This window comes from Pseudomonas fluorescens, from assembly GCF_902498195.1.
Lineage (GTDB): Bacteria > Pseudomonadota > Gammaproteobacteria > Pseudomonadales > Pseudomonadaceae > Aquipseudomonas > Aquipseudomonas fluorescens_BU.
In genome coordinates, this window is the sequence record NZ_CABVIY010000007.1 from 279,045 (window position 1) to 299,239 (window position 20,195).

21 protein-coding genes are annotated in these 20,195 nt (G+C 60.6%); 15 read left to right on the top strand and 6 right to left on the bottom strand.

Annotation, left to right across the window (positions count from 1 at the left end):
• Positions 1-14 precede the first annotated feature (14 nt).
• Both F8N66_RS25060 and F8N66_RS25065 read left to right on the top strand, forming a co-directional pair.
• Entirely contained in the window at positions 15-1,313 is a 1,299-nt protein-coding gene (locus tag F8N66_RS25060; RefSeq protein WP_150772706.1) for a serine/threonine protein kinase, read from the top strand.
• The gene (locus F8N66_RS25065; RefSeq protein WP_150772707.1) at positions 1,306-2,094 is read left to right on the top strand and encodes a VacJ family lipoprotein; all 789 of its coding nucleotides are present in this window, start codon (positions 1,306-1,308) and stop codon (positions 2,092-2,094) included. Before F8N66_RS25060 ends, F8N66_RS25065 begins: the two co-directional genes overlap by 8 nt.
• Positions 2,095-2,222: 128 nt before the next feature.
• Here the strand turns inward: F8N66_RS25065 and F8N66_RS25070 are convergent, their stop codons facing one another.
• Entirely contained in the window at positions 2,223-3,137 is a 915-nt protein-coding gene (locus F8N66_RS25070; RefSeq protein WP_150772708.1) for a DUF808 domain-containing protein, read from the bottom strand.
• Positions 3,138-3,271: 134 nt separating this feature from the next.
• Between F8N66_RS25070 and F8N66_RS25075 the strand changes: the two genes are divergently transcribed.
• Complete coding sequence (locus F8N66_RS25075; RefSeq protein WP_150772709.1) at positions 3,272-3,880, top strand: TetR/AcrR family transcriptional regulator; 609 nt, start codon at positions 3,272-3,274, stop codon at positions 3,878-3,880.
• A gap of 101 nt (positions 3,881-3,981) precedes the next feature.
• Here the strand turns inward: F8N66_RS25075 and F8N66_RS25080 are convergent, their stop codons facing one another.
• Together F8N66_RS25080 and F8N66_RS25085 are read right to left on the bottom strand one after the other, a co-directional pair.
• Positions 3,982-4,440 carry an REP-associated tyrosine transposase gene (locus F8N66_RS25080; RefSeq protein WP_150772710.1) on the bottom strand — a complete coding sequence of 153 codons (459 nt, stop codon included), beginning with the start codon at positions 4,438-4,440 and terminating at the stop codon, positions 3,982-3,984.
• 214 nt (positions 4,441-4,654) lie between these two features.
• Positions 4,655-5,095 (bottom strand): GlcG/HbpS family heme-binding protein, encoded by a 441-nt coding sequence (locus tag F8N66_RS25085; RefSeq protein ID WP_137805427.1) that lies wholly within the window; start codon positions 5,093-5,095, stop codon positions 4,655-4,657.
• Positions 5,096-5,363: 268 nt separating this feature from the next.
• Here F8N66_RS25085 and gcl point away from each other — a divergent pair, with 268 nt between their 5' ends.
• The 8 genes from gcl (at position 5,364) to F8N66_RS25125 (ending at position 15,012) form a co-directional block, all read left to right on the top strand.
• Positions 5,364-7,139: a glyoxylate carboligase gene (gene gcl, locus F8N66_RS25090; protein WP_150772711.1), complete on the top strand. Its 1,776-nt coding sequence runs from the start codon at positions 5,364-5,366 to the stop codon at positions 7,137-7,139.
• 142 nt (positions 7,140-7,281) lie between these two features.
• Positions 7,282-8,064 (top strand): hydroxypyruvate isomerase, encoded by a 783-nt coding sequence (gene hyi / locus F8N66_RS25095; RefSeq protein ID WP_150772712.1) that lies wholly within the window; start codon positions 7,282-7,284, stop codon positions 8,062-8,064.
• 146 nt (positions 8,065-8,210) lie between these two features.
• Complete coding sequence (locus tag F8N66_RS25100) at positions 8,211-9,104, top strand: 2-hydroxy-3-oxopropionate reductase (RefSeq protein WP_150772713.1); 894 nt, start codon at positions 8,211-8,213, stop codon at positions 9,102-9,104.
• Positions 9,105-9,251: 147 nt separating this feature from the next.
• The gene (locus F8N66_RS25105; protein WP_150772714.1) at positions 9,252-10,532 is read left to right on the top strand and encodes a glycerate kinase; all 1,281 of its coding nucleotides are present in this window, start codon (positions 9,252-9,254) and stop codon (positions 10,530-10,532) included.
• Complete coding sequence (gene pyk, locus F8N66_RS25110) at positions 10,522-11,937, top strand: pyruvate kinase (protein WP_150772715.1); 1,416 nt, start codon at positions 10,522-10,524, stop codon at positions 11,935-11,937. The genes F8N66_RS25105 and pyk overlap by 11 nt, the downstream gene beginning before the upstream one ends.
• A gap of 128 nt (positions 11,938-12,065) precedes the next feature.
• Positions 12,066-12,980: an urea transporter gene (locus F8N66_RS25115; RefSeq protein ID WP_150772716.1), complete on the top strand. Its 915-nt coding sequence runs from the start codon at positions 12,066-12,068 to the stop codon at positions 12,978-12,980.
• Between the two features lie 21 nt (positions 12,981-13,001).
• The gene (locus F8N66_RS25120; protein ID WP_150772717.1) at positions 13,002-13,829 is read left to right on the top strand and encodes an ion transporter; all 828 of its coding nucleotides are present in this window, start codon (positions 13,002-13,004) and stop codon (positions 13,827-13,829) included.
• 187 nt (positions 13,830-14,016) lie between these two features.
• Positions 14,017-15,012 carry a sulfate ABC transporter substrate-binding protein gene (locus F8N66_RS25125; protein WP_150772718.1) on the top strand — a complete coding sequence of 332 codons (996 nt, stop codon included), beginning with the start codon at positions 14,017-14,019 and terminating at the stop codon, positions 15,010-15,012.
• Positions 15,013-15,089: 77 nt separating this feature from the next.
• On the opposite strand, the gene F8N66_RS25130 is transcribed toward F8N66_RS25125, so the two are convergent.
• The gene (locus F8N66_RS25130; protein WP_150772719.1) at positions 15,090-15,533 is read right to left on the bottom strand and encodes a hypothetical protein; all 444 of its coding nucleotides are present in this window, start codon (positions 15,531-15,533) and stop codon (positions 15,090-15,092) included.
• Positions 15,534-15,955: 422 nt separating this feature from the next.
• Between F8N66_RS25130 and F8N66_RS25135 the strand changes: the two genes are divergently transcribed.
• Positions 15,956-17,161, top strand: a complete 1,206-nt coding sequence (locus tag F8N66_RS25135; protein ID WP_150772720.1) for an MFS transporter — start codon at positions 15,956-15,958, stop codon at positions 17,159-17,161.
• A gap of 96 nt (positions 17,162-17,257) precedes the next feature.
• Here the strand turns inward: F8N66_RS25135 and F8N66_RS25140 are convergent, their stop codons facing one another.
• A complete protein-coding gene (locus tag F8N66_RS25140) occupies positions 17,258-17,662 on the bottom strand; it encodes a type II toxin-antitoxin system HicB family antitoxin (protein WP_150772721.1) in 405 nt (134 codons plus the stop codon).
• Positions 17,662-17,874: a type II toxin-antitoxin system HicA family toxin gene (locus F8N66_RS25145; protein ID WP_150772722.1), complete on the bottom strand. Its 213-nt coding sequence runs from the start codon at positions 17,872-17,874 to the stop codon at positions 17,662-17,664. Before F8N66_RS25145 ends, F8N66_RS25140 begins: the two co-directional genes overlap by 1 nt.
• A 307-nt stretch (positions 17,875-18,181) precedes the next feature.
• Here F8N66_RS25145 and F8N66_RS25150 point away from each other — a divergent pair, with 307 nt between their 5' ends.
• The 3 genes from F8N66_RS25150 to F8N66_RS25160 all read left to right on the top strand — a co-directional run bounded on the left by F8N66_RS25150 (position 18,182) and on the right by F8N66_RS25160 (position 20,190).
• Positions 18,182-19,069, top strand: coding sequence for a LysR family transcriptional regulator (locus F8N66_RS25150; protein ID WP_150772723.1), 888 nt, complete (start codon positions 18,182-18,184; stop codon positions 19,067-19,069).
• A gap of 84 nt (positions 19,070-19,153) precedes the next feature.
• Entirely contained in the window at positions 19,154-19,618 is a 465-nt protein-coding gene (locus F8N66_RS25155) for a helix-turn-helix domain-containing protein (protein ID WP_150772724.1), read from the top strand.
• Positions 19,615-20,190, top strand: coding sequence for a PIN domain-containing protein (locus F8N66_RS25160; RefSeq protein ID WP_150772725.1), 576 nt, complete (start codon positions 19,615-19,617; stop codon positions 20,188-20,190). Before F8N66_RS25155 ends, F8N66_RS25160 begins: the two co-directional genes overlap by 4 nt.
• The last annotated feature ends 5 nt before the right edge of the window (positions 20,191-20,195 follow it).

Genomic DNA, 20,195 nt, shown 5'->3' on the forward strand with positions numbered 1-20,195 from the left:
TAAGGGATTTAGTCATGCTCCGTTCTTTGCGCTTCGCCGCTCTGTTTAGCGGCCTAATATTGAGTGCGTCCGCACTGGCGGTCGACATCGACGCCGCCAGTTATGGCTACCCTTTGACCAACCCGTTTGAAGCGACCATCGCCACGACGCCGCCGGACCTGCGCCCGGACCTGCCGCTCGATGACGACATCGATCAATCGGACCGCACCGTCACGTTGCGCCCGGAGCGCCAATTCGAGCTGCCTGACAACTTCTGGGCGGTCAAGAAACTCACCTACCGCATCGCCACCCAGGACAAACCCGCACCGCTGATTTTCCTGATCGCCGGTACCGGCGCGCGCTATGACAGCAGCCTGAATGAGTACCTGAAGAAGCTTTACTACAAGGCCGGCTACCACGTGGTGCAACTGTCGTCGCCCACCAGTTTCGACTTCATCAGCGCCGCCTCGCGCTTTGCCACGCCCGGCATCACCAAGGACGACGCCGAAGACATGTACCGGGTGATGCAGGCCGTGCGCGCGCAAAACCCGAAACTGCCGGTGACCGATTACTACCTGACGGGCTACAGCCTGGGGGCGCTGGACGCGGCCTTCGTCGCGCACCTGGACGAAACCCGCCGCAGCTTCAACTTCAAGAAGGTCCTGCTGCTCAATCCGCCGGTCAATCTCTACACCTCGATCACCAACCTGGACAGACTGGTCCAGACCGAGGTCAAGGGCATCACCAACACCACCACTTTCTATGAGCTGGTGCTGAACAAACTGACCCGATACTTCCAGCAGAAGGGCTACATCGATCTCAACGATGCCCTGCTCTACGACTTCCAGCAGTCCAAGCAGCACCTGACCAACGAACAGATGGCCATGCTGATCGGCACCTCGTTCCGCTTCTCGGCAGCCGACATTGCCTTTACCTCCGACCTGATCAACCGCCGCGGCCTCATCACTCCACCGAAAACGCCAATCACCGAAGGCACCAGCCTCACGCCCTACCTCAAGCGTGCGCTGCAGTGCGACTTCGATTGCTACATCACCGAACAAGTCATTCCGATGTGGCGCGCTCGCACCGATGGCGGCAGCCTGCTGCAACTGATCGACCAGGTGAGCCTGTATGCGCTTGAGGACTACCTGCACAACAGCCCGAAAATCGCCGTCATGCACAACGCCGACGACGTGATCCTCGGTCCGGGCGACCTTGGTTTCCTGCGCAAGACGTTTGGCGATCGCCTGACCATTTACCCGCTGGGCGGCCACTGCGGCAACCTTAACTACCGCGTCAACAGCGACGCCATGCTGGAGTTCTTCCGTGGCTAAATACCTCCTGCTCATCGCCGCGTTACTCTGCGCAACCGCTGCCAATGCCGACAACAGCAAAGCCAACGCCCCGGTGGTCGTCGACAGCGACGGCTTCAAGGAGCCTCTGAGCAAGCTCAAGTTCAACCCGGGGCTGGATCAGCGCGAGTTCGAGCGCTCGACCCTCAGCGCGCTGAACGTCTATGACCCGCTGGAAGAGTGGAACCGTCGCGTTTACCACTTCAACTACCGGTTCGATCAATGGGTGTTCCTGCCGGTGGTCGATGGCTATCGCTACATCACGCCAAGCTTCCTGCGCACCGGTGTCAGCAACTTCTTCAACAACCTCGGCGACGTGCCGAACCTGCTCAACAGCCTGTTGCAGTTCAAGGGCCAGCGCTCGATGGAAATCACCGGGCGACTGCTGCTCAACACCACCATCGGCATCGCCGGCCTGTGGGACCCGGCCACGGCCATGGGCCTGCCGCGCCAGAACGAAGACTTCGGCCAGACCCTGGGCTTCTATGGCGTACCCGGCGGCGCCTACTTTGTGCTGCCGATCCTCGGTCCTTCGAACCTGCGCGACACGGGCGGGCTGGTGGTCGACTTCAGCGCCGAGAACGCGATCAACTTCCTCAACGTTGCCGAAGTCAGCTCCAACCATCCGGAAGTGTGGATCCTGCGCGGTGTCGACAAGCGCTATCAGACCAGCTTCCGCTATGGCCAGCTGAACTCACCGTTCGAGTACGAGAAGGTGCGCTACGTGTACACCGAATCGCGCAAGTTGCAGATTGCCGAGTAAATAATGTGGGAGCGGGCTTGCTCGCGAATGCGGTGGGTCAGTCAATACAAGTGTCGACTGACCCACCGCATTCGCGAGCAAGTCGAATCGTCGCACCGCCGCTCCCACAGTTCGAAAGCATTCAGGCCTCAGCCTTTCAGCGCTTTCCAGATTTTGCTGACAGCCATCACCCCAACCAACACCACCGCCCCCGCCACAATCCCCGCCACCCCATTGAGCAACGTCGGCACGATAAACCCGGCACCGCCCGCTCCCGCGCTGACACTCTCGATCCAGTGATGCACCACCGGCACGCCGTGCGTCAGGATCCCGCCACCGACCAGGAACATCGCCGCCGTACCAATCACCGACAGGCTTTTCATCATATACGGTGCCGCACGCAGAATCCCGGCGCCGATGCTTTTGGCCACCTGCCCCGGCTTCCGGGTCAGCCACAGCCCCAGGTCATCGAGCTTGACGATGCCCGCCACCAGCCCGTAGACGCCGACGGTCATGACAATGGCGATGCCCGAGAGCACGACGACTTGCTGGGTCAGCGCTGACTCGGCCACGACGCCGAGGGTGATGGCGATGATTTCCGCCGAGAGGATGAAGTCGGTGCGGATCGCGCCCTTGATCTTGTCCTTTTCGAAGGCCACCAGATCCACCGCCGGGTCTGCCACCGCCTCGACCAGCTCGGCATGTTCAGCCTGATCCTCGGCCTTGCTGTGCAGGAACTTGTGGGCGAGCTTCTCGAACCCTTCGAAGCACAGGTAAGCGCCGCCGAGCATCAATAATGGCGTAACCAGCCACGGGATGAACGCGCTGATGGCCAAGGCCGACGGCACCAGGATCAGCTTGTTGATGAACGAACCCTTGGCCACCGCCCAGACCACGGGGATTTCCCGCTCCGCCCGCACGCCGCTGACCTGCTGGGCATTGAGCGCCAGGTCGTCGCCCAGCACGCCGGCGGTCTTCTTGGCGGCCATCTTGGTCATCAAGGCCACGTCGTCCAGTACGGCGGCAATGTCGTCGATCAGCACCAGCAAACTGCTTCCTGCCATGAATCGGGTTTCCTTCTTTAATGAATGCCGTGCAGCATAGCGTGGCCCGGCACCGCGCGGAGCATTCTTGAGCGTCTCGCGAGGCCGGTGCTACCATGCGCCACCGCCAGTACAGGCAAGGAACCACCTGGTTTATGAGCACTATCCGCGAACGCAACAAACAACTGATCCTGCGTGCCGCCAGTGAAGAATTTGCCGACAAGGGCTTCGCTGCGACCAAAACCAGCGACATCGCAGCCAAGGCGGGATTGCCCAAGCCCAACGTCTACTACTACTTCAAATCCAAGGAAAACCTCTATCGCGAGGTCCTGGAAAGCATCATCGAGCCGATCCTGCAGGCCTCGACACCGTTCAACCCCGACGGCGTGCCGAGCGAAGTCCTGAGCGGCTACATCCGCTCGAAAATCCGCATTTCCCGCGACTTGCCGTTCGCCTCCAAGGTGTTCGCCAGCGAAATCATGCACGGCGCCCCGCACCTCAGCGCGGACCTGGTCGAGCAACTCAATGGTCAGGCCAAGCACAATATCGACTGCATCCAGACCTGGATCGACCGCGGCCAGATCGCCGCCATCGACCCCAACCACCTGATGTTCAGCATCTGGGCCGCGACCCAGACCTACGCCGACTTCGACTGGCAAATCACTGCCATCACCGGCAAGGCCAGGCTGGATGAAGAGGATTATGAAGCGGCGGCGCAGACGATCATCCGGTTGGTGCTCAAGGGGTGTGAGCCGGATCGGTAGGCTGCGGCGCCCATCGCTGAGCCCGCTCCCACCTTTGATCGGCGTACACCGTCAAATGTGGGAGCGGGCTTGCTCGCGAAGGGGGCAACTCGATTCCTCTATCAAACCCATATCGCATCCCACAGCGGATAGTCACCGAGTTTTTCCACCAGCCCCGCCCGCAATGGATTGGCCACCACATACCGAGCCAGTCTCACCAGATCTTCTTCCTTTCTTAAAGCATGATCATGGAAACCCTGCTGCCAGAGACTGCCTGTTCTGCCGGTAGCCGCATTGATTGCGCGGGTGCTCAAGGACTTGGCCTGGCACATCAGTTGCCCCAGTGAGCCTTTGTTCAACTGGATCAACCAATGAAAATGATCAGGCATGACTACCCAGGCCAGGGAGTCGGCAAACCCTTCATCCTGTGCTTGCCTGAATTGATGGACCACCAACCGACCCAAGGTGTAGTTCCTGAAAACAGGTTCTCGCTTGAGGGTGTTGGCAGTCAGCAGATAGATGCGATTTTGCTCAGCATAGCGACCGATGCGCAGGCGGTGTGAAGCAGATAAATCAGGCATTCCCTTGCCCTTCCTCATGATGAATTCATGGAAAGGCTAGGCCAGTGCTAAAGAATGGTGGGGCAGGGTTTTAACTGGATGTGTCTGGGAGATTGCCTTCGCGAGCAAGCCCGCTCCCACAGGTAGTTTGTGGTGTTCACAGAACTTGTGTGGCACCACAGCCCCCTGTGGGAGCGGGCTTGCTCGCGAAAGCGGTAGTTCAGTCAACCATCGATCAAGCAACAACCCCAGCATCCGCCCTCAACCCCAATGCCTCGATCGCATTGATCGCACACTGCTCGTCAACATCCGACAGATCCCCGCTGATCCCCACCGCCCCCAGCACGTTCCCGCCCTGATCGCGAATCAACACACCACCCGGTGCCGGCACGACGCTGCCCTGGCCCAGGCTGTTCAAGGCGGCAATGAACGCCGGGCGTTGCTGGGCGTCCAGCGCCAGCAGGCGTGACCCCTTGCCCAGGGCAATGGCGCCCCAGGCCTTGCCGATGGCGACCTGCGGGCGCAGCAGGCTGGCGCCGTCTTCACGTTGCAGGGTGATCAGGTGGCCGCCGGCATCCAGCACGGCGATGGTCAGGGGTGCGGCGGAGATTGCCCGTCCTGCGTTGATGGCCTCGTTGACCAGGTTGACTGCGACTTTCAAGGTTAAAGCGCTCATGGTGCCGTCCTCATTTTGTTTTTCGGAAAGCCGGTGGACTGCGCGTATGTGCCGCAGTCCGATGCAACAAATAGAACACAATGGATTATTTTTTTGTATACAATAATTTTCGAAAAGCGCCACATGCGACGAAAAGCCACACTAGATTGGGCTTCCGACGAATGAAACGATCGCTTGAGAAAATGGATTGACCTGCGCCGTCCACCGTGAATACACTCAGCGCAAAGCCACTTGTATACAATTACAAAACGTAAAGAGGCACAAAACCATGAGCAAAATGAGAGCAATCGAAGCCGCCGTTCTGGTGATGCGCCGTGAAGGGGTCGATACCGCTTTTGGCATCCCGGGTGCCGCCATCAACCCGCTGTACTCCGCCCTGCAAAAGGTCGGCGGCATCGATCACGTCCTCGCTCGACACGTTGAAGGCGCGTCGCACATGGCCGAGGGCTACACCCGCACCAAGGCCGGCAACATCGGCGTGTGCATCGGCACCTCCGGCCCTGCCGGCACCGACATGGTCACCGGGCTCTACAGCGCCTCGGCCGACTCGATCCCGATCCTTTGCATTACCGGCCAGGCACCCCGCGCCCGCATGCACAAGGAAGACTTCCAGGCCGTCGACATCACCAGCATCGTCAAGCCGGTGACCAAGTGGGCAACCACAGTGCTGGAACCGGGCCAGGTGCCTTACGCCTTCCAGAAAGCCTTTTTCGAAATGCGCTCCGGCCGCCCAGGCCCGGTGCTGATCGACCTGCCGTTCGACGTGCAGATGGCCGAAATCGAATTCGACATCGATGCTTATCAGCCACTGCCGCTGGCCAAGCCAAGCGCGACCCGCGTTCAGGTGGAAAAGGCTCTGGCCCTGCTCGACCAGGCGGAACGCCCATTGCTGGTGGCCGGTGGCGGCATCATCAATGCCAACGCCAGCGACTTGCTGGTGGAGTTCGCCGAGCTGACCGGTATCCCGGTCATCCCGACCCTGATGGGTTGGGGCACCATCCCTGACGATCACCCGTTGATGGTCGGCATGGTCGGCCTGCAAACCTCGCACCGTTATGGCAACGCCACGATGCTGAAATCCGACGTGGTACTGGGTATCGGTAACCGCTGGGCCAACCGTCACACCGGTTCGGTCGATGTGTACACCGAAGGCCGCAAGTTCATTCACGTCGACATCGAAGGCACGCAGATCGGCCGCGTATTCACCCCGGACCTGGGCATCGTGTCCGACGCCGCCGCCGCGCTGACCGTGTTCATCGAAGTCGCTCGCGAATGGCAAGCCGCCGGCAAGCTGAAAAACCGCAGCGCCTGGCTGCAAGATTGCCAGCAGCGCAAATCCAGCCTGCAACGCAAGACCCACTTCGACAACGTGCCGGTCAAGCCGCAGCGTGTTTATGAAGAGATGAACCAGGTGTTCGGCAAGGACACGTGCTACGTCAGCACCATCGGTCTGTCGCAGATTGCCGGCGCGCAGTTCCTGCACGTCTACAAACCGCGTCACTGGATCAACTGCGGCCAGGCCGGCCCTCTGGGCTGGACCATTCCGGCAGCGCTGGGCGTGGTCAAGGCTGATCCGACCCGCAAGGTTGTCGCGCTGTCGGGCGACTATGACTTCCAGTTCATGATCGAAGAGTTGGCGGTGGGCGCGCAGTTCAAACTGCCGTACATCCACGTGGTGGTGAACAACTCGTACCTGGGCCTGATCCGTCAGGCGCAGCGCGGTTTCGAGATGGATTACTGCGTGCAACTGTCGTTCGATAACCTGAACGCGCCGGAGCTCAACGGTTATGGCGTCGACCACGTTGCCGTTGCCGAAGGCCTGGGCTGCAAGGCACTGCGCGTGTTCGAACCGTCTGAAATCGCCCCTGCCCTGCGCAAGGCCGAACAGATGATCGAAGAGTTCAAGGTGCCGGTGATCGTCGAGATTATCCTGGAGCGCGTGACCAACATTTCCATGGGCACCGAGATCAACGCCGTCAACGAATTCGAAGACCTGGCGCTGGTTGGCAACGACGCACCGACTGCGATTTCGTTGCTTGATTAACTAACAGCTGATCGCTCTCCCTGTAGGAGCGAGCCTGCTCGCGATGAGGCCGGCACATTCAACAGCAACGTTGACTGACATACCGCTATCGCGAGCAGGCTCACTCCCACAGGGGAGTTGTACACATTCACGGGAGACCACCATGCCGCGTTTCGCAGCCAACCTGTCCATGCTGTTCACCGAACAGGACTTCCTCGCCCGTTTCGAAGCGGCCGCCAAGGCCGGTTTCAGTGGTGTCGAATACCTGTTCCCCTACGACTTCAGCTCGGCCGACATCAAGGCCAAGCTCGATGCCAACGGTCTGACCCAAGTGCTGTTCAACCTGCCGGCCGGTGACTGGGGCAAGGGCGAGCGCGGTATCGCTTGCCTGCCAGACCGCGTTGCTGAGTTCCGCGCCGGTGTCGACCTGGCGATCGCATACGCACAAGTGCTGGGCAACACCCAGGTCAACTGCCTGGCCGGTATTCGTCCACAGGGCGTCGACGATGCCACCGTGGAAAAAACTTTCGTCGCCAACCTCAAGTACGCGGCCGACAAGCTGCAGGCGGCGGGCATCAAACTGGTGATGGAGGCGATCAACACCCGCGACATCCCGGGCTTCTACCTGAACAACACGGCGCAAGCCCTGTCGATTCGCGAACAGGTCGGCAGCGCCAACCTGTTCCTGCAATACGACATCTATCACATGCAAATCATGGAGGGCGACCTGGCCCGCACCCTGCAGTCGCACCTGGGCGAGATCAACCATGTGCAGCTGGCCGACAACCCGGGGCGCAACGAGCCAGGCACCGGTGAAATCAACTACCGCTTCCTGTTCGAACACCTGGACCGCATCGGTTATCAGGGTTGGGTCGGCTGTGAATACAAGCCCCTGACCACCACCGAAGCAGGCCTGGACTGGCTCAAGACCCATAACGCAATCTAACGCAGCCCCCTGTAGGAGCGAGCCTGCTCGCGATGTAGGCCCAGACAACGCGGGGCATCAGACAGCCCGCATTATCGTTGACGTCCATCGCGAGCAGGCTCGCTCCTACAGAAAAGCAGCAGCAATAAAAACAAGAGGATTTTCTCATGGCTAAAATCGGATTTATCGGCACCGGCATCATGGGCCACCCAATGGCGGCGAACCTGCAGAAAGCCGGTCACAGCCTGTTCCTGTCGGCGCACCACGACGCTGCCCCGGCCGACCTGATCGCCGGCGGCGCCGTCGCCTTGGCCAACCCGAAAGAAGTCGCCCAGGAAGCCGAATTCATCATCGTCATGGTCCCGGATACCCCGCAGGTCGATGACGTGCTGTTCCGCGCCGACGGCATCGCTGCCGGAGTTGGCAAGGGCAAAGTGGTGATCGACATGAGTTCGATCTCGCCGACCGCCACCAAAGCCTTCGCCGCCAAGATCAACGAAAAAGGCGCGCAGTACCTCGACGCCCCGGTGTCTGGCGGTGAAGTCGGCGCCAAGGCCGCGACCCTGAGCATCATGGTCGGTGGCGATGCCGATGCCTTCGAACGCGCCTTGCCGCTGTTCCAGGCCATGGGCAAGAACATCACCCTGGTCGGTGGCAATGGCGACGGTCAGACCGCGAAAGTGGCGAACCAGATCATCGTCGCGCTGAACATCCAGGCCGTGGCCGAAGCCCTGCTGTTCGCTTCGAAAAACGGTGCCGACCCGGCCAAGGTGCGTGAAGCGCTGATGGGCGGTTTCGCTTCCTCGAAGATCCTCGAAGTGCACGGCGAGCGCATGATCAAGGGCACCTTCGATCCGGGCTTCCGCATCAGCCTGCACCAGAAGGACCTGAACCTGGCCCTGCAAGGCGCCAAGGAACTGAACATCAACCTGCCGAACACCGCCAACGCCCAGCAAGTGTTCAGCACCTGCGCGGCCATCGGTGGCAGCAACTGGGACCACTCGGCGTTGATCAAGGGCCTCGAGCACATGGCGAACTTCTCGATTCGCGACAAGCAGTAAGCCCTGCCCCCATGTGGGAGCGGGCTTGCTCGCGAAAGCGGCCTCACATTCAACAGGATGTTGACTGACACACCGCTTTCGCGAGCAAGCCCGCTCCCACACTGGACCGTGTTGCCCTTCCAATAACAAGAAATCCGGGAGCCCGCCATGTCGGTCGATCCGCAACAATTCCTGCGCGAGCTGTTCGCCACAGCCATCGACGCGGCCCATCCGCAGCAAGTCCTCGAAGCCCATCTGCCTGCCGACCGCAGCGGTCGGGTGATTGTCATCGGTGCCGGCAAGGCCGCAGCCGCCATGGCCCAGGTGGTCGAGCGCTGCTGGCAGGGTGAAGTGTCCGGCCTGGTGGTGACCCGCTACGGTCACGGCGCGCCGTGTGAAAAAATCGAAGTGGTCGAAGCCGCGCATCCGGTACCTGACGCCGCTGGCCAGGCCGTTGCCAAACGGGTCTTCGAACTGGTCAGCAACCTCAGCGAAAGCGACCGCGTGATCTTCCTGCTGTCGGGCGGTGGTTCGGCATTGCTGGCGTTGCCCGCGGCCGGCATCACGCTGGCCGACAAGCAATCGATCAACAAAGCCCTGCTCAAATCCGGCGCCACCATCGGCGAGATGAACTGCGTGCGCAAGCACCTCTCGGCGATCAAGGGCGGACGCCTGGGCAAGGCCTGCTGGCCTGCCACTGTCTACACCTATGCGATTTCCGATGTACCGGGCGACCTCGCCACGGTCATCGCCTCCGGCCCCACCGTGGCCGACCCGAGTACCTCGGCCGAAGCCCTGGCGATCCTCAAGCGCTACAACATCGAGGTGCCGGCCTCCGTGCGCACCTGGCTGCAAAGCCCGGAATCGGAAACCGTCAAACCCGGCGACCCGAGCCTGGCCCGCAGTCACTTCCAGTTGATCGCCCGTCCGCAGCAATCCCTTGAAGCGGCAGCGGTGAAATGCCGTCAGGCCGGGTTCAGCCCGCTGATCCTTGGCGACCTGGAAGGCGAATCCCGCGAGGTGGCGAAAGTCCACGCCGGCATCGCCCGTCAGGTGGTGCAGCACGGCCAGCCGCTGGCGGCGCCTTGCGTAATTCTCTCCGGCGGTGAAACCACAGTGACGGTGCGCGGCAATGGTCGCGGCGGACGCAACGCCGAGTTCCTGCTGAGCCTGACCGAAAGCCTCAAGGGCCAGCCCGGCGTGTATGCGCTGGCCGGCGACACCGATGGCATCGACGGCTCCGAGGACAACGCCGGCGCCATCATGACTCCGGACAGCTACGCCCGCGCCGCCGCCCTGGGCCTGAGCGCCAGCGACGAACTGGACAACAACAACGGATACGGCTACTTCGAGGCGCTCGACGCCCTGATCGTCACCGAGCCGACCCGCACCAACGTCAATGACTTCCGCGCCATCCTGATCCTCGAGAGCCCTCACCATGACGCCTGATAAAAAGGTCAAAATCCTCGCCACCCTCGGCCCTGCCATTGACGGGATCGACGACATCCGTGAGCTGGTGCAGGCCGGGGTCAACATCTTTCGCCTGAACTTCAGCCACGGCGATCACGCCGACCACGCCCAGCGCTATCAGTGGATCCGTGAAGTCGAGCGCCAGCTGAATTATCCGCTGGGCATCCTGATGGACCTGCAAGGCCCGAAACTGCGGGTCGGCAAGTTCGCCGAAGGCAAGGTGCAACTGGTGCGCGGCCAGGCCCTGCGCCTGGACCTGGATGCCACGCCGGGGGATGAGCGCCGGGTCAACCTGCCGCACCCGGAAATCATCGCCGCGCTGGAGCCGGGCATGGACTTGCTGCTGGACGACGGCAAGCTGCGCCTGCGAGTGGTCACCAAGTACGCCGACGCTATCGACACCACGGTACTCAACGGTGGCGAGCTGTCGGACCGCAAGGGCGTGAACGTACCGCAGGCGGTGCTCGACCTGAGCCCGCTGACCGCCAAGGATCGCCGCGACTTGAGCTTCGGCCTGGAACTGGGCGTGGACTGGGTGGCGTTGTCGTTCGTACAGCGTCCGGACGACATCCGCGAGGCCCGCGCATTGATCGGCGACAAGGCGTTCCTGATGGCCAAGATCGAGAAGCCCTCGGCGGTCACCCAGCTGCGGGAAATCGCCGAGCTGAGCGACGCAATCATGGTCGCCCGTGGCGATCTGGGCGTGGAAGTGCCGGCCGAAAGCGTGCCGCAGATCCAGAAGAACATCATCAGCACCTGCCGCCAGCTCGGCAAACCGGTGGTGGTGGCCACGCAGATGCTCGAATCGATGCGCTTCTCCCCGGCGCCCACCCGCGCCGAGGTCACCGATGTTGCCAACGCCGTGGCCGAAGGCGCCGACGCGGTGATGCTGTCGGCGGAAACCGCGTCCGGCGAGTACCCGCTCGAAGCCGTGCAGATGATGAGCAAGATCATCCGCCAGGTGGAAAACGGTCCGGACTATCAGGCCCAGCTCGACGTCAGCCGACCGAAAGCCGAAGCCACGGTGTCCGATGCGATCAGCTGTGCGATCCGCCGCATCAGCAATGTGTTGCCGGTGGCGGTGCTGGTGAACTACAGCGAATCGGGCACCTCGAGCCTGCGCGCAGCGCGGGAACGACCGACGGTACCGATTCTCAACCTGACGCCCAATCTGCAGACCGCGCGCCGCCTGACCGTGGCGTGGGGCGTGCACTCGGTGGTCAATGATCGGCTGCGCCAGGTGGATGAAGTGTGTTCGACGGCGCTGGAAATTGCCCAGGCCCAGGGCATGGCGCAGCGCGGCGACACGCTGTTGATCACGGCGGGTGTGCCGTTTGGGCAGCCGGGGTCGACTAACTCTCTGCGTATCGAGACGTTGATCTAGAGCGCCCATACCGGCCTCTTCGCGAGCAAGCCCGCTCCCACACTGGATTTCGTCGTTCAGAAATCCAATGTGGGAGCGGGCTTGCTCGCGAAGCAGGCGACCCGGTCTCACTGACTTTTAGAACTGCCATGCCTGCCAACCACTTCAACACCCACTGCCCCGATTGGGCGACTGCCCTGCTCAACGGCTTCAGCCAGATCTTCCTCCAGCGCCATCCGCTGTTCGGCCTGCTGTGCCTGCTCGCCATCCTGTTCACCGCGCCTGCCTTGCTCGGCGGTGCCCTGCTCGGCGGTGTCGCCGGATTGCTCACCGCGCAACGCCGAAACTATGCCAAGGCCGACCGCCAGGCCGGACTGTTCAGCTATAACGGCGTCCTGCTCGGCCTGTTACTGAGCCTGTATTTCCCCTGGTCAGCGATGTTGCCGCCGCTGATCCTCGCCGCTGGCGGCCTGAGCGCGATGATCACTCAACAGTGGCTCAAGCGCGTGCGGGTCAGCCAATACCTGCCGGCCTACACGGCACCCTTCGTGGGGCTGGGCTGGTTGCTGCTGTGCTTCGCCACACCGTCGACGGACGCCCATCTGATCGAGATCACTGCGCTGAACATGCTCGCAGCCCCGCTCAAAGGCTTTGGCCAGGTGATGTTCCTCGGCCATCCGCTGGCCGGTGCGATGATTGCCGCGGGTTTGCTGATCGCTGATCGCCGCGCGTTCTGTTGGGCGTTGCTGGCGTCTGTCGCGGGCATGGGCTGGAGCATGTGGCATCACGACGTCTATAGCGCATTGATCGGCCTCGGCGGCTACAACGCCATACTGGCCGCCCTCGCCTTCAGCTCGCAGCGCCAGCAACCGTGGCTGCCACTGGTCGGCATTGCCTCGGCGCTGTTGCTGACGCCGGTGTTTGCCGTCATCGGTCTGCCCACGCTGACCGCGCCCTTCATCCTCGCCTGCTGGCTGATCCGCACGCTGGTTCAAATCCTCGGTAAGGCCACGGCCACCCATACGCCTTGCACTCTGGAGGACAATCCACCTAGGCTGCGCTGATCATTGAGTCAGGCGTTTTCCATGGACAGCAGCAACAAAGACTGGCGTGAACAGCTCTACGTCATGATTTTCCAGAGCGACACCAAGGCCGGCAGGCGCTTCGACGGCATTTTGCTGTTGATCATCCTCGCCAGCCTGGTGATCGTGATGCTCGACAGCATCGACACCGTCCACAAGAACTACGCCGATGTGCTGGCGTACATCGAGTGGGGTTTCACGGTGATCTTCCTCGGCGAGTACATCCTGCGGCTGTACTGCTCGCCCAAGCCGCTGCGCTACGCCTTCAGTTTTTATGGCCTGGTGGACCTGCTGGCGATCGTGCCCGGCATCCTCGCCCTGTATTACGCCGATGCCCAGTACCTGCTGATTATCCGGATCATCCGGATGCTGCGGATTTTCCGCGTGCTCAAACTCAGCCCGTACCTCAAGCAAGCCAACTACCTGATGTCGGCGCTGCGCGGCAGCAAGCAGAAAATTGTGGTTTTCTTGGTCAGCGTCTGCACCCTGGTGACGGTGTTCGGCACGCTGATGTATGTGATCGAAGGCCCGGAGCACGGCTTCACCAGTATTCCCAAGGGCATCTATTGGGCGATCGTGACCCTGACCACCGTCGGCTTCGGCGACATCGTGCCGAAGACGCCGCTGGGCCAGGTGGTTTCGTCGCTGGTGATGATCACCGGTTACTCGATCATTGCCGTGCCGACCGGAATTTTCACCGCCGAACTGGCCAACGCCATGCGTGGCGAACAGCTGCAACACGACTGCCCGGTGTGCCGCAAAAACAGTCATGAACACGGCGCCGCATTCTGCTCGCGCTGCGGCAATGCACTGTTCAAGAAAATGGAATAAGCAAAGTACTTTTTAATCTTTAAATGACTATGCGAGCCCGGCTATAGTCGCTGGCAAAATGGTATCGCTCTCTACACACAAAACCCCGTAGGAGCTGCCGCAGGCTGCGATCTTTTGATCTTGCTCTTAACGATCAAAAGATCGCAGCCTGCGGCAGCTCCTACACACAGAGAACAAGGAATTGGCAGTGAAAAAACTCTTTGGCGCCTCACTTCTGGCCGCTGGCCTGGCCTTGACCAGCGTGGCTCAGGCCGCACCGACCCTGCTCAACGTTTCCTACGACGTGATGCGCGATTTCTACAAGGACTACAACACTGCGTTCCAGAAACACTGGCAAGCCGAGCACAACGAAAACATCACCTTGCAGATGTCCTTCGGCGGCTCCAGCAAACAGGCGCGCTCGGTCATCGACGGTCTGCCGGCCGACGTCATTACCATGAACATGGCCACCGACATTAATGCCCTGGCGGACAACGGCAAACTGGTACCGGACAACTGGGTCACCCGCCTGCCGAACAACAGTGCGCCGTTCACCTCGGCCACCGTGTTCATCGTGCGCAAAGGCAACCCCAAAGCCCTGAAAGACTGGCCGGACCTGCTCAAGGACGGCGTGCAAGTCATCGTGCCTAACCCGAAAACCTCGGGTAACGGGCGCTACACCTACCTGTCGGCCTGGGGCTATGTGCTGAAGAACGGTGGCGACGAAAACAAGGCCAAGGACTTCGTTGGCAAGCTGTTCAAGCAAGCGCCAGTGCTCGATACCGGTGGCCGTGCCGCCACCACCACCTTCATGACCAACCAGATTGGCGACGTGCTGGTGACCTTCGAAAACGAAGCGGAAATGATCGCCCGCGAATTCGGCCGCGACCAGTTCGAAGTGATCTACCCAAGCGTTTCCGCCGAAGCCGAGCCACCGGTATCGGTGGTCGACAAATCGGTCGACAAAAAAGGCACCCGCGCCGCCGCCGAGGAATACCTGAAATACCTGTGGTCGCCGCAAGGCCAGGAAATCGCCGCCGCCAACTACCTGCGTCCGCGTGATCCGGCAGTATTGGCCAAGTACACCGACCGCTTCCCGAAAGTGGACTTCCTGTCGGTGGAGAAAACCTTCGGTGACTGGCGCACCGTGCAGAAAACCCACTTCAATGATGGCGGGATTTTCGACCAGATTTACGCCCAGTAAGCACTGGGTAGTCATGAAAAAGGCGACCTGAAGCGGTCGCCTTTTTTGTGGCTGACGTTGATCGCTCCTGTGTGATTTCAGCCCAGGTTTCCGCAGAACAGGTTTTGATGCCCATCCGCCGGGCTTTCACGGACCACCAGTGCATAGTCTCCCGCTCGAAGCGTTTCCGTGCTTACAGATACGCTTTTCCAGAAATACTGCAGTGACGATTGCGAATAGAACCGCGCATTCGGACCGTCATTCATTTCATAGGCGGGTTCCGAACCCAGACTCGCACAACTTCCCGGATAGATATAAGCGAGCAACCGGCCGGGCAAGGCGCTGCCCATCGGCTGGCCACTGACCGCGAACCAGAACATGGTTGCATTGCCATCGGGCATCATTAATGACTGAGCAATATTCCCGGCATTAATAGGTGTAGCGTTCAAGGGAACGTTGGTGACCTGACGATCAGGTACTGTGGAGCACCCGGAGATCGACCCAACCGCTACCACCAACGCCAGCGAAGATACGATTTTCATCGTGATTCTCCTGCTTTCAAAGGACGCGTTGAAGTGATCCCCCGGTTGATTTTAGTTGTCGAGGCGAGATGGACATTTCTTCGGACAGCCGGTCTGTCCGCTGGCGTTACACGGGGGTGTCACACCCCCCTGGCGCGCGGAAACCGACTGGGCCGTCCACGGAAAAGGTGTCGCAACATCGCCTTCATGGGCGTGCTTTCCCGCGATGAAACGTGAGAGAGAACATAAGCACGCTGTCGAACAAGATGTAAGTGAATGTATCATCGGCCCATGATCCTTTGACGCGTCGATCATCGGCCCACGGCCCACACGCTCGTCACTCATTCCGCAATGGAATGATTGCTATCACTCCAACCACTCTTCCGCCGTTTTGGCCTGGCCATTAGCCTGCGCGCATTCTCTTCTATTGAGCGAGACCCGTTATGAATCCAGCGACCCAAGTGCACCCAGGCACCGCGACAATGACCCGAGGCATGGTGCTGCTGTTCGCCTTTTGCTGCGGTGCGATCGTGGCCAACATTTACTACGCGCAGCCGATCATCGGCCTGATCGCGCCGGACATCGGCCTGACCAGCACCATGGCCAGCTTCATCGTTTCGCTGACCCAGATCGGTTATGCGCTGGGCCTGTTCTTCCTGGTGCCGCTGGGGGATCTGCTGGAGAACCGCCGCTTGATGATCATCACCACCCTGGTGGCGATTGCCAGCCTGCTGGGCGCTGCGCTCACCGATCAGCCGAACGTGTTCTTGCTGATTTCGTTGCTGGTGGGCTTCAGCTCGGTGTCGGTGCAGATCCTGATTCCGCTGGCCGCGCACCTGGCGCCGGAAGAGTCCCGTGGCCGGGTGGTCGGCGGGATCATGGGCGGTCTGTTGTTGGGGATTCTGCTGGCGCGGCCAGTGTCCAGCGTGGTCGCCGACCATTTCGGCTGGCGGGCGATGTTTGTCATCGCAGCGCTGTTGATGGCGGCGATCAGCGTCGTGCTGGCGGTGACCATTCCCAAGCGCCAGCCTGACCACAGTGCGTCTTATGGCCAGCTGCTCGGTTCACTGTGGACGCTGCTGCGCCGTCAGCCGGTGTTGCGTCAGCGCGCGTTTTACCAGGGTTGCATGTTCGCCACGTTCAGTTTGTTCTGGACGGCGGTGCCGCTGGAATTGGCGCGCAATCATGGCCTGTCGCAATCGCAGATCGCGCTCTTCGCGCTGGTGGGTGCCATTGGCGCCATCGCGGCGCCGATTGCCGGTCGCCTCGCCGATGCCGGCCACACCCGGATTGCTTCCTTGCTGGCGCTGCTGTTCGCCAGCTTGAGTTTCCTGCCGGCCTTCATTCATCCCGCCTACAGCGTCATCGGCCTGGCCGTGACCGGCGTGGTGCTCGACTTCTGCGTACAGATGAACATGGTCCTGGGCCAACGCGCGGTCTACGCCCTCGATGCCAAGAGCCGCAGTCGGCTGAATGCGTTGTACATGACCAGCATCTTCATCGGCGGCGCCTTTGGTTCTTCGGTGGCCAGCGCGGTGTATGAACACGGTGGCTGGTTGTGGATCGTGATGGTGGGCAGTGCGTTTCCGCTGGTGGCGTTGCTGCGGTTTTTGAGTGTTCCAGAGAAGCGTTCGCTCGCTACCGCGTAACTTTCCAAAAAGCTTCGCGAGCAGGCTCGCGCCCACAGGGTTTTCGTTAATCCTGTGGGAGCGAACCTGCTCGCGAAGGCGGTTTGACTGGCCCCCTCAATACCGAACCAGCTTCTCCATCGCCGCATCCGCCAGAAACGACGAGCGACTTTTGACGTTATGTTCGCGCACATAACGGTCGATTCGCTGGATCACGTACCCTGGCAACGTCACATTGACCTTCTCGGTCTTGCCCAGGTACGGCGAGATATCCAGTTCCAGCATCCCCCATCCCATGTCGGCGAACTCCGGATTGCCGCGATGCTCCGCCGCCGATGTCGGCATGGGAATCGTCTCCCCGTTCGCCGCAATCTCCTGCAGCAGGATGTGGGCAACCTCGACCGCCGCGTTATAGGCATCTTCAAACGTATCCCCGGCGGTTACCGCGCCTGGAATGTCGGGGATCTGAATACCGATGGCGGTGTTCTCATCGCCCCACTCGATACAGATTGGATATTGCATTATGGATCTCCTGCGTAACCGGCTGGCGGGCAGTGAAGCCCGGCCCGCCTCCTGATGCTCTTGACCGTCCCGACCGGCAAATCCTTTTTCGGATGGGGAACGGGGATCGTGTAGGGGTTGTAACGGTGAGTGAAGATGTGATGACTGCCGGTGACCCTGTCCAGCCTCCAGCCCGCCTCTTCCAGCTCCTTTATCAATAACCTGCTCTGCACCACAGCCTCCTTGCTCCGGCGTGAATAAAAATAACTCCAGAGTTATGTTTACTCAAGCACAAAAATCCGCAATGCGATGTCCGGTTGTTTTGCGGGGTGTGAATCAGAGCCTCGGCAATGTTCAACGCCGGGATTACACTCAACGGCCGGATCCGGAGCTGACAGCTCCCACCCAATGTGGGAGCGGGCTTGCTCGCGAATGCGTACTGACATTCGACATCGATGCTGGCTGAAACACCGCTTTCGCGAGCAAGCCCGCTCCCACATTGGATCTCCGGCAACGTTCACACCTGTACAAGGACTCTGGATGGACCGCCTCGCCGCAATGGAAACCTTCGTCTACGTGGTGGAAACCGGCTCGTTTTCCGCCGCCGCCAGGCGTCTGAACATCGGTCAGCCCGCCGTATCGAAAACCATCGCGCAGCTTGAATCGCGGCTGGCGGTGCGGCTGCTGCTACGTTCAACCCGTGGCCTGACACCCACGGAAGCAGGCCTGGCCTTTTTCGAGCGGGCCAAACGCGCCATCGAAGAAGCCAACGAAGCCGACAATGCCGCCCGCGGGGTAGCCAGCGGGTTGACCGGCACCTTGCGCATCTGCACCGCCGTGACATTCGGCCGGCTGCACATCGTTCCTCACCTGGGAGCGTTTCTGGAGCAAAACCCGGAACTGGACATTGACCTGATGCTCGATGACCGCAACGTCAACCTGGTGGAAGAAGGCGTCGATGTTGCATTGCGCATGGGCACCCTGAGCGACTCAGGCCTCACCGCCCGCAAGATCGCCGAATGTCGGCGCGTGGTGCTGGGCACACCGGCGTATTTCGCACAACACGGTGAACCCGCCTGCCCCGCCGACCTGAGCCGTTACCCGGCGATCGTCTACACCCTGGGCGGTGCCACCAGCCGGCCATTCAGGAAGGGCGACGAAGAACAACCGGTCACCCTCAGCGGCCGGATGCGCGTTAACGCCGCCGAAGGACTGCGCGGGGCGGTGCTGGCCCATCTGGGGCTGACTGTCGCCTCCGAATGGATGTTTGCGCCAGAGCTGGCCAATGGCTCGGTGAGGGAAGTGATGTCCGACTGGACCTTGCCGAATCAGGACCTGTGGGCGGTATTTCCCACGGGCAGGATGGCCAGCGCGAAGGCGCGGGCGTTTGTGGAGTATGTGCAGGGGTTGTTGACCATAGAGGCCTGAGTTTTCGATTATTTCGTTTATTGCGATTTTCGAATATTTCGAATAGCCTGCCAACATCGACTATTCAGCCTATTGGAAACCGTCATGACGACCCTCACTCACCCAATCAACTTGCCCATGGAGCGTGAAGTACAGGCTGCTATCGAGAGCCAGCGCGCCTTGGTCGCTTACCTCTCAACTCAACTGGAAACCCAGCGCATCCAGATTTTCGACGAGCAGAACGAAGCGCACATCGTTGAACTACCTACCTCGGCGCTGCGCCTGCTGGTTGATATCCTGGCGGAACTCGCCACGGGGAACGCCGTAAAAGTGGTTCCGGTTCACGCAGAACTGACTACGCAAGAAGCTTCGGATCTGCTCAACGTCTCACGTCCACACCTGATCAAATTGCTCGAATCCGGCGAGTTGTCCTACCACAAAACCGGCAAGCACCGACGTGTGCGTTTTGCCGATTTGATGGAGTATAAAAACCGACGCGAAGCAGCCAGCGAGCAGGCAATGACGCTACTCGCCGAGCAGGCACAGGCGTTAAGGACAGGATACGAGTGAGGCACTCTTCTTTCACCGCTGTATATCATGCCTGCGTGCTTTACCCCGCCCCATTGAGAGACTTTCTGATGTGGCTTGCGCTTTCTGGACGTTTCCGGGCGCGATGGTCCTCGCAGATACATGACGAATGGAAACGCAATCTACTGAAAAACCGTCCGGATCTGACCGCACAACAACTGGATCGCACCTGCGAGCTGATGGATCTGGCCATACCGGATGCTTGCGTCAGCGGTTACGAAAACCTGATAGAAGGGCTGATCCTGCCAGACCTCAATGATCGACATGTGCTGGCCGCTGCCATCCGCTGCAATGCCAGCGTCATTGTCACCTTCAATCAAAAAGATTTCCCCTCTACAGCATTGGCCCCTTTCGGTGTCGAGGCTCAGCATCCTGACGAGTTCGTCGATAATCTTTTTGCCCTGGATGCATCGGCGGTGGTCTGTGCGGCCCAAAGACAACGCAAACAGTTGAAATCACCCGCGCTGGATGTCGGCACTTACCTGGACCTCTTGTTGCGCCAAGGGTTGGTTCAGACCGTCAAGGCGCTGAACGATTACCGACAGATGCTTTGACAGCA